18 protein-coding genes, 1 tRNA gene and 3 pseudogenes are annotated in these 18,718 nt (G+C 34.1%); 4 read left to right on the top strand and 18 right to left on the bottom strand.

Features of this window, described 5'->3' with window-relative positions; translation table 11 throughout:
- Nucleotides 1-40: 40 nt before the first annotated feature.
- Nucleotides 41-229: a hypothetical protein gene (locus LMD38_RS04605; RefSeq protein ID WP_016718611.1), complete on the top strand. Its 189-nt coding sequence runs from the start codon at nt 41-43 to the stop codon at nt 227-229.
- An 842-nt stretch (nt 230-1,071) separates the two neighbouring features.
- Here LMD38_RS04605 and LMD38_RS04600 read toward each other — a convergent pair.
- The 7 genes from LMD38_RS04600 to LMD38_RS04570 form a co-directional block, all read right to left on the bottom strand.
- Nucleotides 1,072-1,145: transfer RNA gene (locus LMD38_RS04600), tRNA-Gly, on the bottom strand.
- A 108-nt stretch (nt 1,146-1,253) separates the two neighbouring features.
- Nucleotides 1,254-1,757: a metallophosphoesterase gene (locus tag LMD38_RS04595; protein ID WP_062822062.1), complete on the bottom strand. Its 504-nt coding sequence runs from the start codon at nt 1,755-1,757 to the stop codon at nt 1,254-1,256.
- A 13-nt stretch (nt 1,758-1,770) separates the two neighbouring features.
- Entirely contained in the window at nt 1,771-2,379 is a 609-nt protein-coding gene (locus LMD38_RS04590) for an XTP/dITP diphosphatase (RefSeq protein ID WP_000815935.1), read from the bottom strand.
- Between the two features lie 11 nt (nt 2,380-2,390).
- The gene (rph, locus tag LMD38_RS04585; protein ID WP_062822063.1) at nt 2,391-3,128 is read right to left on the bottom strand and encodes a ribonuclease PH; all 738 of its coding nucleotides are present in this window, start codon (nt 3,126-3,128) and stop codon (nt 2,391-2,393) included.
- Between the two features lie 128 nt (nt 3,129-3,256).
- Nucleotides 3,257-4,306 (bottom strand): spore germination protein GerM, encoded by a 1,050-nt coding sequence (gene gerM / locus LMD38_RS04580; protein WP_001126762.1) that lies wholly within the window; start codon nt 4,304-4,306, stop codon nt 3,257-3,259.
- Between the two features lie 131 nt (nt 4,307-4,437).
- Nucleotides 4,438-5,247, bottom strand: a complete 810-nt coding sequence (gene racE / locus LMD38_RS04575) for a glutamate racemase (protein ID WP_000773996.1) — start codon at nt 5,245-5,247, stop codon at nt 4,438-4,440.
- 211 nt (nt 5,248-5,458) lie between these two features.
- Nucleotides 5,459-6,784, bottom strand: coding sequence for an MFS transporter (locus tag LMD38_RS04570; protein ID WP_062822064.1), 1,326 nt, complete (start codon nt 6,782-6,784; stop codon nt 5,459-5,461).
- A 362-nt stretch (nt 6,785-7,146) separates the two neighbouring features.
- On the opposite strand from LMD38_RS04570, the gene LMD38_RS04565 reads away from it, so the two are divergent.
- Nucleotides 7,147-7,836: a type 1 glutamine amidotransferase domain-containing protein gene (locus LMD38_RS04565; protein ID WP_062822065.1), complete on the top strand. Its 690-nt coding sequence runs from the start codon at nt 7,147-7,149 to the stop codon at nt 7,834-7,836.
- Nucleotides 7,837-7,879: 43 nt separating this feature from the next.
- Here LMD38_RS04565 and LMD38_RS04560 read toward each other — a convergent pair whose 3' ends face one another.
- From LMD38_RS04560 to gerE, 4 genes and pseudogenes are all read right to left on the bottom strand, one after another.
- Complete coding sequence (locus LMD38_RS04560; RefSeq protein ID WP_001233021.1) at nt 7,880-8,518, bottom strand: TetR/AcrR family transcriptional regulator; 639 nt, start codon at nt 8,516-8,518, stop codon at nt 7,880-7,882.
- Between the two features lie 127 nt (nt 8,519-8,645).
- A complete protein-coding gene (locus LMD38_RS04555) occupies nt 8,646-9,308 on the bottom strand; it encodes a type 1 glutamine amidotransferase domain-containing protein (protein WP_016718616.1) in 663 nt (220 codons plus the stop codon).
- 154 nt (nt 9,309-9,462) lie between these two features.
- Nucleotides 9,463-9,750, bottom strand: a complete 288-nt coding sequence (locus LMD38_RS04550) for a hypothetical protein (RefSeq protein WP_000780770.1) — start codon at nt 9,748-9,750, stop codon at nt 9,463-9,465.
- Nucleotides 9,751-9,933: 183 nt separating this feature from the next.
- Nucleotides 9,934-10,023 (bottom strand): annotated as a pseudogene (gene gerE / locus LMD38_RS04545) (spore germination transcription factor GerE); the annotation flags it as partial.
- Between the two features lie 653 nt (nt 10,024-10,676).
- Between gerE and LMD38_RS04540 the strand changes: the two are divergent.
- Both LMD38_RS04540 and LMD38_RS04535 read left to right on the top strand, forming a co-directional pair.
- The gene (locus tag LMD38_RS04540; protein ID WP_228920227.1) at nt 10,677-11,627 is read left to right on the top strand and encodes a patatin-like phospholipase family protein; all 951 of its coding nucleotides are present in this window, start codon (nt 10,677-10,679) and stop codon (nt 11,625-11,627) included.
- A 12-nt stretch (nt 11,628-11,639) separates the two neighbouring features.
- Entirely contained in the window at nt 11,640-13,442 is a 1,803-nt protein-coding gene (locus LMD38_RS04535) for a diguanylate cyclase regulator RdcB family protein (RefSeq protein ID WP_228920225.1), read from the top strand.
- A gap of 138 nt (nt 13,443-13,580) precedes the next feature.
- Here LMD38_RS04535 and LMD38_RS04530 read toward each other — a convergent pair.
- The 7 genes and pseudogenes from LMD38_RS04530 to LMD38_RS04500 all read right to left on the bottom strand — a co-directional run.
- Nucleotides 13,581-13,667, bottom strand: a pseudogene (locus tag LMD38_RS04530) (hypothetical protein); the annotation flags it as partial.
- A gap of 152 nt (nt 13,668-13,819) precedes the next feature.
- A complete protein-coding gene (locus LMD38_RS04525) occupies nt 13,820-14,254 on the bottom strand; it encodes a hypothetical protein (RefSeq protein WP_228920223.1) in 435 nt (144 codons plus the stop codon).
- Between the two features lie 374 nt (nt 14,255-14,628).
- Complete coding sequence (locus tag LMD38_RS04520) at nt 14,629-14,766, bottom strand: hypothetical protein (RefSeq protein ID WP_228920221.1); 138 nt, start codon at nt 14,764-14,766, stop codon at nt 14,629-14,631.
- A gap of 262 nt (nt 14,767-15,028) precedes the next feature.
- Nucleotides 15,029-15,175, bottom strand: coding sequence for a hypothetical protein (locus tag LMD38_RS04515; protein WP_228920219.1), 147 nt, complete (start codon nt 15,173-15,175; stop codon nt 15,029-15,031).
- A gap of 111 nt (nt 15,176-15,286) precedes the next feature.
- Nucleotides 15,287-15,358: pseudogene (locus tag LMD38_RS04510) on the bottom strand (helix-turn-helix transcriptional regulator); the annotation flags it as partial.
- A gap of 76 nt (nt 15,359-15,434) precedes the next feature.
- A complete protein-coding gene (locus LMD38_RS04505) occupies nt 15,435-17,057 on the bottom strand; it encodes a DUF262 domain-containing protein (protein ID WP_228920216.1) in 1,623 nt (540 codons plus the stop codon).
- Between the two features lie 185 nt (nt 17,058-17,242).
- Entirely contained in the window at nt 17,243-18,706 is a 1,464-nt protein-coding gene (locus tag LMD38_RS04500) for a recombinase family protein (RefSeq protein WP_228920353.1), read from the bottom strand.
- Between the last annotated feature and the right edge of the window lie 12 nt (nt 18,707-18,718).

The raw sequence follows: 18,718 nt of genomic DNA, 5'->3' as shown, positions 1-18,718 counted from the left end.
CTTTTTTATCTAACTTTAACGAAAGGGTTGAACTACAAAAATGTTTGATGGATTATCATTAGAGACAATAAGCAAAATTCCACCTGCTTTCACTACAATTATAGCCACCTTACTTATACCAGCTGTATTATATAGTGTTAATCAACTTGTAATAGCGGCAACAACTAAGGAAATTGACAAATTGCATTTAAATAAAGCCACACAAGTAAAATTAAATTTTGGAATATAATTTTATTTACACTGTTAAGTGCTATTTTATATCTATTTGCTACTGTGTTTTTTAACTTTGGAGTATATGATAACCTTAATAAAACTTGGAGTAACAGCGAAAAAGTTTGGTACATCGGAGGAACTTTAATTATTAATGTTATTCTATTAGTTGTACTATATTTTCTGTTTTTGTTTTCTCTGCATAAAAACAAGAAGTTTAATATTATTCTTAAGGTTTTAATTTCCCTTCAAATCATAAGTAGTGTAATTATTTTTTCCTATCTCATTACTATTCAAATTTTTAGGAAATGGAATTATGAAATGCTACCTTCCATAAAAACATTCGTTAAATCTTCACTAATCGTTAATGAATCACGTCTTTTTGACATAAAAAAATAAGCCCCCTAACTCGTTAGCGACCGCACATTGTACGATTCAACTTACGAATTAGAGAGCTTATATATTGCGGATTTTGACGTCACCGCAAAGGTTTCCTTAGCGTCCCAGGAGAGATTCGAACTCCCGACCGACGGCTTAGCTTACCACCATAGCTTTCGCTACCAGCAATTACTGTTTGTAGTCTGGACTATATCTTCACCATTTCAGGTGCGACACGTGTAGTCTCTACGGAACCTCACGATGATTTTCATCATACTTCAGAGTCTTTACCATTAAGTTTCACTTAATCATTCAAAACTCCTTAATCTTTTTCAAGATCGTAAGTTTCCTCGGTATTACCATCAGCCGAACTGTTAAGGCTTCACCGATATAGTGTCGTCCACTTTATAGGTTCTTGTTTCCCTATAAAGGCTCCTATTTTTCTTGAAGGCCGTTGCTCTATCCTGCTGAGCTACTGGGACATGGAGCGGGTGAAGAGAATCGAACTCTCGACCAGAGCTTGGAAGGCTCTTGTTTTACCACTAAACTACACCCGCATATGTTATTTTATTTTCTTCGTTAGCGCCGTTGCCCTATCGACAATATTTATTATATGTATAACCATACATAAAGTCAACACCTTTTTTAAAAGAGGATAATTTTTCTTATCCTCTTTTAAAAACTGCTTGTTCAACTAGCTGTCCGTCTAGTGTTTCAAAACGAACTTCCATTTGATTTTCATCCATTTCTAATAAAGCAAATGTCTTTTCTACACGCTGACGCGGTAATAAAATACTGCCTGGATTAATAAATAAAACGCCGTCGATTAATTCCGCACCTAATACGTGAGAGTGTCCGAAGCATGCAACTTGCGCCCCTACCTCTTCAGCACGGTATGCTAATGTTTGTAACGTCATTTTCACGTTATGACGATGTCCGTGCACAACTATGAAACGAACACCATCTACATCCGTTACAATTTCGTCTTGAAAGTTAGCATAATCACAATTCCCTTTTACAACATGGAAAGCTTGCAACTCTTCATGAGCAGGCGTTAGCTCTGAATCACCGCAATGAATCATGATATCTACTTTTCCTTCATACTTCTCTTTTAACTGCTGTAATTCCTTCACAGAGCTATGACTATCGCTTACGATTAAAGCTTTCATCAATCTCTCTCCCTTATTCTCCTAAAAACCATTCAGGGATTTTTTCTTCTAGCTTACGTAGAGCACGTCCGCGGTGACTAATAGCATTTTTCTCATCTGAACTTAGTTCGGCCATCGCTTTTTTATATTCTTCCACATAAAAAATCGGATCATATCCGAAGCCGTTTTCCCCGCGGCGTTGTTCTAAAATAAACCCTTCGCACGTCCCATTTACAATGACAGGCTTTTTATCCCCTTCTGGGAAAGCCACTGCTAATGCACAGTAGAAACGAGCTTTACGCTTTTCAAACGCTACGTCATTTAATTCTTGTAAAACTTTATCAATATTTGCTTGATCATCTTTCGGCTCTCCAGCAAAACGTGCTGAATACACACCTGGTTTCCCGTTTAAAGCATCTACAATAAGACCTGAATCATCCGCAATTACAATTGCATTCAATTGTCTACTCAAACTGTCCGCTTTTAAGATTGCATTTTCTTCAAATGTTTCACCAGTTTCTTCGACTTCTTCAATATGAGGAAAATCGTGTAATGATTTCACTTCTAAATCAAATCGCTCAAATAACTCAGCAAATTCACGTACTTTCCCCATATTTTTTGTCGCTACAACAACTTGTTTCATACTTTCCACCTCTACTCTATATGAGATACGATGTCACCTAACGCTTCTTTTTGCATGTCAATCAGTTGGAAAATGCCTTGTTCTGCAGCATCAAGTAATTCATTTAACTGCGCTCTACTAAACGTCGCTTCTTCTCCAGTTCCCTGCACTTCAACGAACTGACCTTTTCCAGTCATAATTACGTTCATATCAACGTATGCTTTAGAATCTTCTGCATAGTTTAAATCTAAAACAACACCTTGTTCTTCAACAATTCCTACTGACGTTGCTGCTAAATAATCTTTTACTGGAATTTTAGATACTTTTTCTGCTTGTAATAATTTCTCAAACGCTAATACCATTGCTACATATGCACCTGTAATAGAAGCTGTTCTCGTTCCACCATCCGCTTGAATAACATCACAATCAATCCAAACCGTTCTCTCACCAAGCACTTCTAAGTCAACTACCGCACGTAATGCTCGTCCAATTAAGCGCTGGATTTCCATTGTACGTCCTGTTACTTTCCCTTTACTTGACTCCCTAATTGTACGTTGTTCTGTCGCACGTGGAATCATCGCGTATTCAGCTGTTACCCAGCCCTTCCCTTCTCCACGCATAAAAGGCGGGACACGCTCTTCAATTGTCGCTGAGCAAATTACCTTAGTATCCCCAACCTCAATTAATACTGATCCTTCTGGATGTTTTAAGTAATTCGTATGAATATGTATATGGCGTAATTCTGTTTTCTCTCTACCATCTACTCGCATAAAAATAACCTCCTCATAACTACTTGTTAGTATAGCCAAATTTAAATGTATGATATGTATACAATAAAAGAAGGGGAACCCAAAAAGCAATTCCCCTTTCTTACTTAAGTATATCAAATTATTGGCGATTAAAAACTACCTGTATTCACGTTTTCTGGACGATCTACAGGTTTTATTAACTTTCCGCCCTTTTCATCTATAAGATTCGCTTTACCATTTACTTCAATAGAAACGCTTTTCACGCCTTTCTTTTCTGTTAAAGATAAAACTAATGACTTCAATACGTAATTTGAAATCATATTTTTATCTGGGTTTATAAATATATTTTCATTAAAGTTTAATGTAAGATTTCCATCTTGTAATTTCGGATTCGTAATGAGCTTAACTCCTGGATTGAAATCGTTCAGAAGAGATTGATGAATCGGTCCTTTTACAAGTTCATCTACAATTGCTGCATAATCATTTTCTTTTCCTTCTACAACGCGGCGTGTTACTGGTACGTAGTATTGCTGTTTATTATTATTTTGTGCCATAAAATAAAGTGTTACTGGTTTTGTATTTGTTACATCCGCTACTTGCTCATCATCGAAGTTAATACCGTTCGCACGGCTCACCCCTTCACCAAGCGGTGTACCACCAACAGGCATCTTCGCTAATTTTTCACCATTTATTTGGAACTGCACTTGTTTTATTTCTTTAAATTGCGTCAACGTCCATGCAATAGATTCAACGATTTGACGTTCTTCCTCTTTTGCATAGTTTTTCATTTCTTTAGAAAAATCAATGACTGCCGTCCCATCTTTTTTCAAGTTTAGGGTCATCGATGTATTCGCCGGAATGACTGCACGGAACCCATTCGGTAACAAATTCGTTACCGGTCCATCTTTCACAAGGTACTCTAACGTTTGCTGAATAACCTCATTTGCTTTCGGAGTAGGTATAGCTAACGTTTGCGGTACAACATAGCCATTTTTATCAACAAGGTATAGTTCTCTATTCACCGTTTGTCCTTGCTTATCTTTCTTAGATACTTCTTTCTTTCCACCCTCTGTATACGTAACTTGTTTTGGCGGATCAATTTGCTCCGTTGCTTTCTCTTGATTTATAAAGCCACACCCTGTTAGTAAAACAGCGCTCACAGTAGCACCAACAACCCATTTAAAAGTGGATTTAGGCATGCCATTCCCCCCTAAAATCTAAGTTTGTACTATTATGTATACGAGCTGTTTCATGTTTTAGAACAAGCTGTGCTCCCTATAAACAAAAAAACTCCTGATTTCTCAGGAGTTCACTTATATGAATTCTATTATTATTCTTTTTCTAAATAAATATGTTTCACATTTTCAATCGGTTGACCGAACCATTTTGATGCAATTTCTTTAAATAGACCTATTTTCCCTGTTGTTAAGAAGAGATGATCACTTTGTTCCTCTCCCTCATTCAACATTTTACTATGGTATAAAATGGTACTTACTTCACGCGCCGTTTCATCACCAGAACTAATGAGTTGCACTTTATCTCCCATTACTTGTTTAATAACAGGACCTAAAATTGGATAATGTGTACAACCTAAAATAAGCGTATCAATATCAGTGTTTTTCAGCGGTTGCAACGTTTCTCTTACAACTTCATACGCCATTTCACTTTCGAAATTACCGCTCTCTACAAGCTCAACAAAAGGTGGACACGCTAAACTTTCTACCATAACACGATTATTAATAGACTTTAACGCTTCCTCGTATGCACCACTTTTCACCGTTCCAATCGTTCCAATAATCCCAACATGATACGTGTTTGTCATTTTTAAAGCTGTACGTGATCCTGGGTGAATAACTCCTACCACTGGAATTGGTAATTGTTTCTGCATCTCTTCTAATACAACTGCAGTTGCTGTATTACATGCAATAACTAACATTTTGATATTTAAATCTAGTAAATGCTCCGTCATTTCCCACGTAAATTGACGCACTTCTTCTCGAGAACGTGGACCATAAGGGCAACGTGCTGTATCCCCTAAATATATAATGCGCTCTTTCGGCAACTGACGAATTAATTCCTTCGCCACTGTTAAACCGCCAACTCCTGAATCGATAACACCGATTGCTCTATTCAACTTCATCACCCGTTTTCTCATTCATCATCTTATTTTATCATTATATTTTTCACACTTTAAGTTCGCTCACTTAAACTGCTTCTATATGAAAATTTTCATTTGTACCTGTATAGACTAGGACCTTTTTTATTTTGCTCCTTTTTTTCATAATTTGCAAGACAGAAAAATAACCGACCTTCTATATGAAAGTCGGTTTCTTCTATAATAAAGTACATCTTTAATGCTCCATCTTTTTTTGGAAAGAAGACATTCCTATTAATAAGAAGAAATGGGCAGAAATTAACATGACGATTAAAATAAAATTGAAACGATAACTATTTGTAGATTCCATAATTTTGCTCGCAACAGCTGGTCCAAATGCCATACCGAAAAAGTTAATTAAATTATATAAGCCAAGACCGACTCCAACTTTAGCTGCATGTAATGTTTTCGGTATAAATGTGTTCAATGATACTTGAATGGCAGAATAACTCATAAATGTCAAAATAATCGCCAATACAATAACGACTATACTTCCATTCGGAATAAACCCTAAAATTAAAAAGCCAACAATCATAATGACAGACGCTACATAAATCATATTCACATTTCCAAACGAAGGGACAATCTTTCCAGTAATAAAACTAGACACAATACCAAAGAGTGATGCAACAAATAATACAATTCCGATAACAAACGGAGACAATCCGTGCTCTCTTCCTAACAGTAATGGCAACAATAATAAATTAGCACATAACGCCACATTAATTATAAATCCGACTGTTATTAAACGAAGAAATGCTTTGTTCGAAAACAACTCAATATCGATAAATGGATGCTCCGCTTTCTTCATACGAACCGTGAATAAAAATAAAGAAATTATCGATAACACAAATAGCCAACTATTCGTATTGACACCTAATAAAACAGTCGTAATGAATGCAAATAGTAACGCCGCTCCAATGTAATCAAAATGAAACGCTTCATCCGTGTGCCGTGCTTCTTCTGGCATAAATTTTATAAGCAAGAAAATCCCCACTACTGAAATAACCATAAATAAAAATAAATATGGCCACCCTAGTGTATTTGTAATAGCCCCGCCAACTAAAGGGCCAATACCTACTGCTAATGCAATAGAAGAACTAATCATCGCTAACGCACCAGGCTTCTTATGAGGAACAACTAATTTCGCCACTGCAATCATACTAAGCGCAATAAACGCTGCACCCCCGCTCGCTTGCACTAATCTTGCAAGAATGGTAATCACATAAGATTGATTCATAAATCCAATAATAGAACCCACTACAAATATGATAATCGAAATAATTAATAGTTTTTTTACACTGTAACGATCAGCAAGCTTCCCATATATCATTGAACCAATACCGACAACTAAAGAATAACCTACTACAACCCAACTTACTTTCGATTGACTAATAGATAAATCATGAGCAATATCCTCTAACGCAACATTAAATAAAACCGCATTCATCGGTCCTAATAAAACGATAAAACATAATGTGAAAACAAACCATTTTGAATGATTACTTATATCTTCCCCCATGTGTAACACCTCTCCTGATTGTAGTAATTGAAAACGAAAAATGAAGTTGTTTAGCTCTTCTATTATCACTAGACAACTTCATCAAATGTATACATTTATCGCGCGACAAATTGAATTCGAAACGAAACATGTACGTTGTTCGATATTCATGGAACTATCATAGTTTCAGCATTACAGTTTGTCAACGAAAAAATATACAAAGTAAACTAATTTAGTGTTTTTAGTTTACTTTGTTCAAAAATTGTTATACACTAATTTCGAATCCGATATAAGGAGGACTGACATGGTTATTCAGATTTGCAATTTTTAACTTAATAAAATAATGAACTTATATATAGAAGAAACATTATAGGAGGATTATGATGAAGAAAAAAATGTTAGTTGTATTAACGAGCGTTGAAAAATATCCAAATTTAAATCGAGCTACTGGCCTTTGGCTTGGTGAGGCTGTTCATTTCGTTAAAAAAGTTGAAGAAGCTGGTTACGAAGTAGATTATGTTAGCCCACAAGGTGGTTATACACCGATTGATCCGCATAGTTTAGCAATGGCGGAGAGCATCGATTGGGAATGGTATCAAAAGAAAGAATTTATGAATCACCTCGGTTCTACACTGAAACCGAGTGAGGTGAATCCGGAAGACTATGCTGTTATTTATTACGCAGGTGGTCACGGTGTGATTTGGGACTTCCCTGAAAATAAAGAACTCCAAATGATTAGCCGTAGCATTTATGAAAATGGCGGAATTGTTTCCTCTGTTTGTCACGGAGCTGCTGGTTTATTCCATATTACATTAAGTAATGGGGAACGTTTAATTAGCGGTAAAAAAGTAACAGGATTCTCAAATGAAGAGGAAAAACTAGCTGAATTAGATCAATTCGTTCCATTTTTAACAGAAGATGAACTTATTAAAAATGGAGGGCTTTACGAAAAAGCTACACAGCCTTGGGAAGCTTTCGCCGTAGAAGATAACCGTGTTATCACCGGTCAAAACCCAGCTTCAGGTGGTCCAGTAGCTGAATTAGTATTACAACACTTAAAAAAGAACATGTAATAAAAAAAGCAGATTTTCCATTCATATAGGAAAATCTGCTTTTTTACGAAATCATTTGTAAAATAGCCATAACTTCTTTTTCAATTTCAGAATCATCAATCGCTTCTATATACTCCGGTTTAAACAGTTGATACTTCTTTAGTTGATAAAAATCAAGTATCGCTTTCTTTAACGTAATATCGTACTGAATACAAAAAGAATGATCTATAATACGTCTTAACATCACATCATCTTGCACCATAAATAATTGTGCGTTCATCTTATTAAAGTAGCCTTGTTCCATACCCGCTTCAAAAAACATTTGCAAATTATGATTACGATTTTGTTGTGCAGCGACTAACTGATCAGATAAGTGCGGATATGCCTCTTTCAAATCTTGTAAAAAGACATCTGAAATGTATGTCACACATTTTAAAGAGTGAATAAACGTCTTTTGGAAACGTTCTGCAAAAGACATACTTTCATCTTGATTATCCGCATCCCCTTCAAGAAGGTAGTTCATAAAATCTTCTACCACAGCTTCAATAATCTCATCTTTTGAAGAAAAACGTTTATATAAAGTAGCTTTACTAATATCCATATACTTCGCAATTTCATCTATTTTCAATTGACTAAAACTCGTTTTTCTAATAACGGGCTTTATTTTATTAATATAAGTATTTGCACACGCAACTTTTCTCATTAAAAGAGCCTCCCCTTTTGTCCATACAAAATAGTATAGCAAATTCACGATTAATTATAAATGAAGTCACTATACTCAATACATCTTTTTAGTTTAAGGGGGCATTTATAAGTAACGAGCACTTTTTCTATACTTTATTTACAGCTCTTCTTATAGCTTTCCCTATTTCCATACTAGACTGCGGATTTTGCCCTGTAATTAAACGCCCATCTACTACGACGTGCGGCGTAAAATTTGGAGCAACATAAAACAAAGCCCCTTCTTCTTTCAATTTACTTTCTAACAAAAACGGCACTCGCTTTTCTAAATGTACAGCTTTTTCCTCATCATTTGTATAACCTGTTATATGCTTACCCGCACTAAAAAACGAGCCGTCCTTATTTTTCACACCGACTAAAGAACTTACTCCGTGACACACAGCCGCTACAATTCGGTTGTTGTTGTACATATTCACAATTAAATTTGCAACATATGGATTACCTGGAAAATCTACAATCGCCCCGTGTCCACCACCAAATAAAACTGCATCATAATCCGAAAAATGAACCGTTGAGATCGACTTCGTATTTTGCAATAAAGAAGCGACATGCTTAAATTCACGAGGTATCCCGTTCGGAATAGAAACTCTATCAATCGGCACTCTACCGCCCTGTATCGACACAATATCAACATCGAACTTAGCTTTTTTAAACAAATTATAAGGAGCTGCAAGCTCTTCCAGCCACAAACCAGTCGGGTGTCCATTCATATCATGAGCGCTTGTTGAAACTAACAATACCCTTTTCAACATATCCCCTCCTTACTACCTATTTATGTATGGAGTGTTCTTATCATTCATATAGCAAGCGAAAAAACGAGAACAACTAGCTGACCTTTTTTATAAAAGTCGGCTTATTGTTCTCGTTTGAATTCTTTCATACAAAGATGTTCACAACCTGATAACTTTATCTCCAGCGCCACGCAATCATGTTATACTCCATATGAATAGCAGGTATATCAATCCCTAAATACCGCTGAGCATCCTCCTCAAAAATAGCCCAATTTTCTTCATATAAAAATTCAGGGTCTATGCTTTCAAAATCAAATATACTATCTTCGTCTACCATCTCACGAAAATATTTTTGGAAAGGTTTACTATTCTCGAATAAACGAATTGTTCCATACATCCATGGCATGTCTCCAAAAACATCTTTAATTTCACCTATCTCCATACCCTTAAAATACAACTTCATATGTGCACCTTCTTATTTATAAATGACAAAAATACCTATCCTGCATACCTCATCATGTTCTAAAACAGTTATTTTAACATTTCTTCCTGAAACATATCTTCCCTCTCCAAGTCTGAGATACCTTTTTAAATTCAAAATATACGCAAAAAAATAGCCGACTCTTTATATAAGTCGGCTTTCTTTTTATAACTCGAGCTCTCCCATGCGAAGAAGCTCAACAACTGCTTGTGAACGTCCTTTAACCCCTAGCTTTTGCATTGCGTTTGAGATGTGTAGTGTTTGCAAATAAATATAGAATTAAAATTGCATCAAAAATCTCTATGCATTTGATTTATGAAAATCTCGTAATAACATATGATGACAATGCATTTAAAGAAAGTATATACTCAATGCTTTATTAAGCGGAGTAACTAATTCCTGTATTCTTATATATTCAATTTAAAAAGAATAAATCTAAAATATATTATATAATAAAATAAGAATAGAACACAACGGAACATGAATGACGCCGAAAAAACCTTAAATGAAAACGAGAGAGACATTTTGACAAAACAAGCAGATGATCTCCTACAGCTCATCCAAAAATATAAACCCTTAGTTTATTTACACGAAAGAGGATAATTATTAAAACTTATTGAGGCGAGTGGGGAACCTCATAGATTCTAAAAATGTTCATGGTAGTTCATCACACCAAATCCATAAACATACCAGTACCAGTGCTGAGAATGATACTATCGATTTATTAGATTTAACTGATGCAGCATTAGCTTTATCATCTCCTATATCGGCAGCACGCTATATTATAAAACAATTAAAGAATAATCAAGCTTAATATAACTTTTTATTAATACAATAATTAAAACCGTCTTTTGTACAACACAGGAGGCGGGAAAGACTCTTCATTATCTAAGAAAGTAGGGGTTAACTTGCAACAAAAAATAGGACTAGTATTAGCTGGCGGCGGCGGGAAAGGTGCTTATCATATAGGAGTTTGGAAAGCCCTAGCGGAATTTGGCGTAGAACAAAACATAGGGGCAGTAGCTGGCACTTCTGTAGGCGCTTTAAATGCAGCTCTATTCGCTCAAGGGGATTATAAAATAGCTGAATCTGTCTGGAAGAATATAAATCCAAGTCAAATTCTTTCAGTGGAAACAACATCCTTTATTGAGAATTTGGAAAATCTCGGTATAGCAAGTTCATTGACAACTCCATTAATAAAAACATCAAAAAAGATAGCTAAATTTGGAGCATTCTCTCGTAGTGGATTAATCGAGTTAATCAATACATACATTTGCTTATCTGATATTTCAAATTCCCCTATAAAATGTTATGCAACATGTTGCATAATACCGACACTTAAAGAAAAATATTTTTCTTTAAACATGGAAGATCCGCAGGTAATACTATCTATTTTACTTGCTTCATCTGCATTGCCCTTCATATTTGAACCTGAAAAAATATATGGTGAGCACTTTATTGATGGCGGCATAAGAGATAACATACCCATTTCACCTTTGTATCAGGAAGGATATCGTAATTTTATTGTAGTACACTTAAACCCAGATGAAATGATAAACTATGGCCAATTTTCTGATGCAAACATAATTGAAATTATTCCAAGAAAAAGTATAGGGAAATTTATCAATGGAACATTGGATTTCACTTCAGATGGAGCAAATCTAAGAATTCAACAAGGCTATGAAGATGCAGTTCACATTTTAAAACCAATTTATCAAATGGGAAAAGTACAACAACGGATTAACGACCTATTTTCAAATCTTTTACAAGAAGAAATGGGATTTATACAAAAAAGAAATACGCTTATAAATCATCGAACTAAATTGAAAAGCGAAATAGAACAATTAATAAAAAAATAAGGAGGAACTAAAATGAAGTTAGCCATAAAAAATACCGAAGAACTTTCTCACCAAGATAAACAGGAGCTCGATATTTACATAGAAGCAACTCTTGCTACTCACAAAGAAAATAGTGCTAAAATTAATAAACTCGTGATTGACAGCGTAACAGCTTTAACAGCAAGTGAGTCACGTTCAGCAGAGTTAGCAAACCAGGGTTTCTTTAAACGCTTTTGGGGTGGAATAACAGGAAAAAACACCAAGATAAGAAGTCGTATAGATATGGATTTATCTCGCTCTCAATATGCGTCTCAACAAATGATACAAAAGCTAGCCGAACAAAATCTGATAACCTTTGAAACCGTTACACTTATTAACAACAAATTAAATTCGATGATGATAGAAGTAGACGAAGAAATTAATACCATTTATGGTACTTTAGCTCATTTCTTCAAAAAAACACGTTCAGACATAATCCAAATGGAAAGTCGACTTGATAAATTAGAACATAATATCAATCTGTTATATTGGAAAAGTTCGATTGAGCACCTAGTATACAACAATACAGAATACCCTTTACTTACAGATATAGAAAAGATTTGTTGTATAGTAAATGACTTTTATCAAATCGGGAAAGGCAATTGGAGTACACCAGATTTAATGTTATTAAAATCTACACTTTCAGATTGTGGAGTAAATGTACGAGGAACTATATCTTATAAAGCGTTTTTTAGATATCTAATAGAAAACCCTGATTTAATTGACCGATTATTCGATAAGATTACTGTTGATGATCTTTATAATTCTCAGGTATACGAAGTTCCACTATTAAAAGGAATTGAGAAGTCAACTAAAATAAAACAGGATGAAAAATATATCTTAGATTCATTGATAGAACCATTAGAAAGTGCAAATGTACCTTTTAATAAGATTGATTTACAACTCACTATTATCCATAACTATTTAAAGAATTCAGCATATATAATATCTAATAAAGAAGTAAATATTTTCGAATTAGCTGTTGAATTACTTGCAAATATTAAAATGATTGATAAGAATTATCTGAATGAAGAACCTGTAGAACATTTGCAACTAGAACTACCCACAGAGGACGAAAAGGAAATAATTTCTCCCCAAAATACAAATCTCCAAATCGGAGATCATATATTTTTTGGAGAAAGAGAAAAAAAAACATGGCAGGTAATAGATATATCAGAAGATAGCTATTTGCTCTTTGCAACCTACACAGAAAATATAAGAAAAGTAAACTCTATAAAATGTTTATGGAATGAATGTTCTATACGAAAAAAATTAGAAGATTGGTACTCAAATGTTTTTGATGAGAGCATATACAATTTGATTCTTCCTACTAAAATCGAAACAGTTGTACAGGGATACAACTGTAATAATGAAGATTTAGAAAGCTTCTTGGTTCGTTACAAACATGCAGAAAAATTCACAACAAAAGATCGATTCTTTTTATTGTCCATTAAAGAACTAAAAGAACTAGTAATAGAAAACAATAAGGAACTGACAATAGACCGATATATAGATTATAAGTTTCTTGCCCCATATTCACTTAGAGATTATTCAGAAGCAGGGATACCATATACCGATAGAGATGGTGAAATCTGGACGACAAGAGAATTCCATTATAGTTGGGGCCCATACGTCCGTCCTGCAATGTACATTAAAAAAGTCGAATTTCCAATTGGAGATGGGACAAAAGAAAATCCATATTGTTTAGGAGATTTTAATTCCTCCTCACAAATAGAACCAAACGTTAAAGAAGAGGTGTCAGGTAATCCTGAAATTGCAATACCAGAATTATTCTAACTTCCTATTATGAGATTAATGAGAAAATCCATAAAGTAAAATGAAAAAGCTACTTACTTTTTATTTCCAATTTCAATTATTCCCTTCAAAATATAAACAGAAAAACAGCCGACCTTTTGTATATAAGTCGGCTTTCTTTTATAGTTCGAGATCTCGCATATGAAGGAACTCAACAACTGCTTGCGAACGTTCTTTAACCCCCAACCTTTGCATTGCGTTACTAACACATCGTTAAATTTTAGTACAATATTTCACAATCTTGTTAGTTAAAAAAAGAGAAGGGGAACTTCTTCTCAAAAAATCACCCTTCTTAGCTCAATAACAAAAAGGGATTGCCATTGCAACCCCTTTTCCTTAAATCAAACAGTTAAAAATTATTAATCATCCTTTTCATTCATTTGATCAAATACCTGTGTTCCTCCTTCGTGCCATCCAGTAAAACGATATATTCTTTTTTTAACTTTTCTTCCTTCCCCACTTAATCCCGCTGTTATAGCTTCTTCAGTGAAATTAGCGGTTAGTCCAGCCTTACCTGAATTATCATAAAACTCCTCTATCTCAACTTGCTCAGCAGTATTAATCCTTTGTGCTATGGCTAGTTCTTGTGCAACTCTTGCCTGTGATTCTGCCATTTGTGAAAGGATTTCTTGGCGGACAGCTTCATTCCTTAATTCTTGTACAGTAGCATTACTATTTGTTAAATCTTGAACCTTTTCAACTGCTTTTATCGAGCCTTTTCCAATCAAATAAGCCGTTGGATTAAGAGAAAATAACACCTTTTCTTTTGTACTCATTCCTTTGAAGTTTAACATTCTAAAAACTCCTTTAATAGTTTTATGGATGCAACATTTCCATCATGAAATCTATTTTTCAATCTATACGAATTTATCATCTTATTATAACGAATAAATTAGTAAAACTGAACGTTTTTGTACTTCCATGTCAATAAATGCGATTATTTATGGTTATTGTAATAAAAGTACACCACTATATAATAAGTAATTTACTCGTACTTAATATTATGTGAACCATTATAGACAAGTAATTGTTTATAAATAAATTATGTATATTCACTTTTCTTTAATTTTGTACAGTAATTCAAAACGGAGGTTTTAAGTTATGTACTAAACCAGGTTTGGTTACCTCTTTTTATACAGTTTTTCTCAAAGCTACGACAATCTATATATTAAATTCGATCCCCTGGGCTAACTTGCATAATTACATTTCCTAAATCATTAGATTTAATTTGCTGATTTTTCATTGAAAAACTTAACCCTGGTGTTGAACTATATTCACTATAGGAATACCGAAAATCAGCAATCATTTCAAGACTCATATCAAAATGTACTTGAAGTTTTATATCTTCTTAATCACTTCTAGAAAAATCCACTGGACTCTTCCTATAAAAATAAATAAATAAATTGATAATAATACACATCTTCATTCTTCATTTGCTGGCTTTCCATTTTCCTTTTCACCAACATCCCCATACAGCAAATCTCTTCACTCTATCTATCCTTAAAACAAACTAGATACGAGTCCAAAATTTCATCATCTTCAATATTTATATCCTTCAAAATAAACACTTATAATATCCCCTTTCTTTCCATATCAATTAAAACTATGCAAAGAAAAAGAATATATAACTCAGAAGGGAAACTTACCACTGCATTTCCTTCTACAATTATTTTCTTCTCTAACCTATTATTAAAACCAATTGAAATTTGCATCATTATACCCCCTCCTTACTACCTATTTATGTATGGAATGTTCTTATCATTCATATCCTGCATGATAAGAACAGAAAAATAGCCGACTCTTCATATAAAAGTCGGCTTCTTTCTTTATAGTTCGAGCTCTCCCATGCAAAGAAGCTCAATAACTACTTGTGAACGTCCTTTAACCCCTAGTTTTTGAGATGTGTAGTGTTTGCAAATACAACAAAAGCAATAGATATTACTTACAGTTAACCGATATAAGGGTATTTAAAAATTAGTTCGTTGGAACTTTATTAAACGATTCCTTTTGAGGAATTATACGTTTTTGTAACTCACGGCTAACTAACTCTGCCCTTCGATCAAAAAACAAATCATAATCATCTTCCCATATACCAAAAGTATCTACATCAATAAAATGTGATTGCATTGTCTCATTCAATTGACTGTTAACCTTTTTAAAATCTTTCATATAATCAGAAGGAGCTTTTGCTTTTATAACTCGTTTATTTAAAAAGTCATCTACAATAGTAATGTTCAATATGTGATTTACGAAGAATTCTTCCTGTTTTCCCTTCAAAAATGCTCTTGGAAAGAAATGGTGATAATTTTTACTTGTAGCTATTTGCAACCATGCATTATCCACATGAACTTTTGTATTATCAGCAAAAGATTTAGGAACTTGAGATGCATACAAGCACAATATCGCCTTTATGTAACTCCTTCCCGTACTGAATCCTCCTTGCTCAATAATACGATCCGAAGAACAATCCACGTCAAAATCATAATTCGGTAGTTCTCCCTTTAGAATTACATTAATTCTTTTTATATCTTGTCCTAACTTTGTTTCCGTTCCACTAGAATAACGCTCTGATAATGAAATTCTCCAAAAGAAATCCATTAAATATTCTCTCTTTATATCCAATGGGCGATCGGGGTGAAAATGAAAGAAATATGCAAACGGTACCAACAGAGCATCATACGGCAGTAATCGGGATACTGGAATTCCATAATGATTTTTAAAATAATCAATACCCTTTTTTATCGCGACTGCTGATGCATCCCATATTTCAATAAAGCGTCTTTTTTCTAATTTTAAAATTTGTTTTCTTGTACAATCTTTTTCTAGGATGGCTGAAATCACCTGCAAAATTGTCGAAGACGAAATTGTTGAATAGTCTTCTCCTAACTCCTCTAAGAGCTGTTCATATTTCTTGGATAAATCAAAATCTAAATTGTGGTCATAAGTTTTCGCAACCATTATTTCAAATAATGTTAAGGTTTTACCGCCAATATTCAACCTAGTAAACACCTCAGTAGCCACATCAATAGGAGCATTTTTTAACACTACTAATGAAAACTGATATGATTTAAACCTCTCTTTATATAAATCAATTTTGTCTAACTGTTCTTCAGAAAAAGTTCTAGCCAGTACACTGATTTTCCCATATAATAAATCAACTATTTTTATGTACCGATTAATTTCTGTATAATCAATGTCAATCGTAACCACTTCCCCGTCCTCAGCAACTTTCAGATCAACATAAACCTCTGAGAAATCCACTACTTTTCCATTACGCTCTATACTTAACCCTTTAAAACATGTATACAAACTTGTAATGCGTTGTTGACCATCTAGTACATACTGTGCCACATGTCCACTAGGCGTTGTAGGCAGGTTATGATTTCCTATGTTCCGCACATGACGCAATTCTTCCTGGGACTCCCATAAAATAAATGTTCCAATCGGAAATCCTTTTGCAATACTATCTAATAATGCCGCAGCAGCTTTCTTTTCCCACACATATTCCCTTTGGAACTGCGGAATTTTTATCCTCCCACTCTCAATATCATTCATTAGTGAGGTCATACCTATACTTTGTGGTTCTGGCTGGATCACACTAACTCCCCCCTTTAACTAATTCTCAAAATAAAATACATTTAAACCTTATTACATTATATTATAAAAAAAAATCAATGTAATGCGTTCTCACAGCTTACATAATTATTTGGACTGTGAGGATCTACTGTATCAAAAAACAAAATAAAAACATGCTTGTGCACTTATTTATCACTAGCATGTTTTCAGGGAGATTCAAAATTATATATAATATCAATTGTTCCATCTTGATGAACAACAATTTCTTCAATAAGAGTTTGAAACACGCGAAACAAATCTTTCCCTTGCTGTTGTAACTGTTCAAAAGCTTGTTTTATTGTTTTGATATCTATTTGTACAGCATCACTATTTTGCAAGATAAACAATTCTTGGCTGGCTTGGTTTATTTCTAATTCAAGAGCGTTCCGTTTTTTTTCAAATTCTTCTTTATTAATTATTTTTTCCAAATACAAGTCCAGTAGTGAATTTTTCTTTTGTTCGTTTGCGTTGATGAGCTGTTTTAGTTTTTTTATTTTTTTCTCTTGTCCTTGTTCTACATTGCTTTGGAGTTTTAAAATAACGTATTCTCCTTTTTTTATCAACAAGTCAATAATGAACTGACGAAAATCACAATATTGAATCGGCACATGATTCACACAACCATACTTTCCTGCCCTTCTATACTTGGAACACTTTAAATATTTCCACTCCGTTCTTTCACCATTTTTCTTTAGAAGGTGTGATTGTACAATTGTCATGTTAGAACCACAAACACCACACTTTGCTAAGTCACGAAATTCATTCCAGGCTGTAATCTTCGTTTTATTAACAGTAATATCCTTTTGATTTGCTTGTTCCCAGGTTTCTTCATCTACAATCTTCGGATGATGATTTTGGAAAACAAACCATTTTTCTTGTGGATTTCGAATCTGTTTTTTCTTCCCTCCAACTTTGATGGAGGTGTATTGATTTAAAATAAAAGTCCCTTTGTAAATAGGACTTCTAACGATTCTTTGCACAGATGTGATTTGCCAAATTTCTTTACTTTTTGGTTTAATTCCTAATCGATTGAGTTCATTTGTAATCCGTTTGAATCCCCATCCAATGTTGTACCAATTATAAATATCTCTAACAACGTTAGCTTCTTCTTCATTTATTATCAATTTTTGATTTTCACGATCGTATCCATACGGTACTTTACCAATATGCTCACCGCGTCGTACTTTAGCTGCTAAAGCAGCACTAATACTGGAAGATAACGTACGGCTATATTGTGCTGAAAATAAAGACCAAAGCTCAAATGCCATATCATTTTTTCCTGCTTTAATGGAATCATATCCTTCTTCAACAGAAATGATTCGAACATTATGAGCCAAAAACACTTCACGAATTTCTAATGAGTCCTTCAAATCCCTTGCTAAACGAGAAATAGATTTAAAAACAACCATATTAATTTCTTTCGCTTTTGCCTTTTGTAGTAACAATTGAATAGCAGGACGATCTACAAACAACGTACCACTGATTCCCTCATCTTTATAAACACGTCTTTCATCCCATTCAAATCCATTTCTTTCTAACCAATTGCGGCAGATATCTATTTGGTTTTCAACTGATGAAACTTGTTCATCTCTATCGGTCGATACACGAACATATACAGCATAAACGTCAATAACTATCCCTCG

It is taken from the genome of Bacillus pacificus, assembly GCF_020861345.1.
GTDB classification, from domain to species: Bacteria; Bacillota; Bacilli; order Bacillales; family Bacillaceae_G; genus Bacillus_A; species Bacillus_A pacificus.
This window is presented reverse-complemented; position numbering and strand designations above follow the sequence as displayed.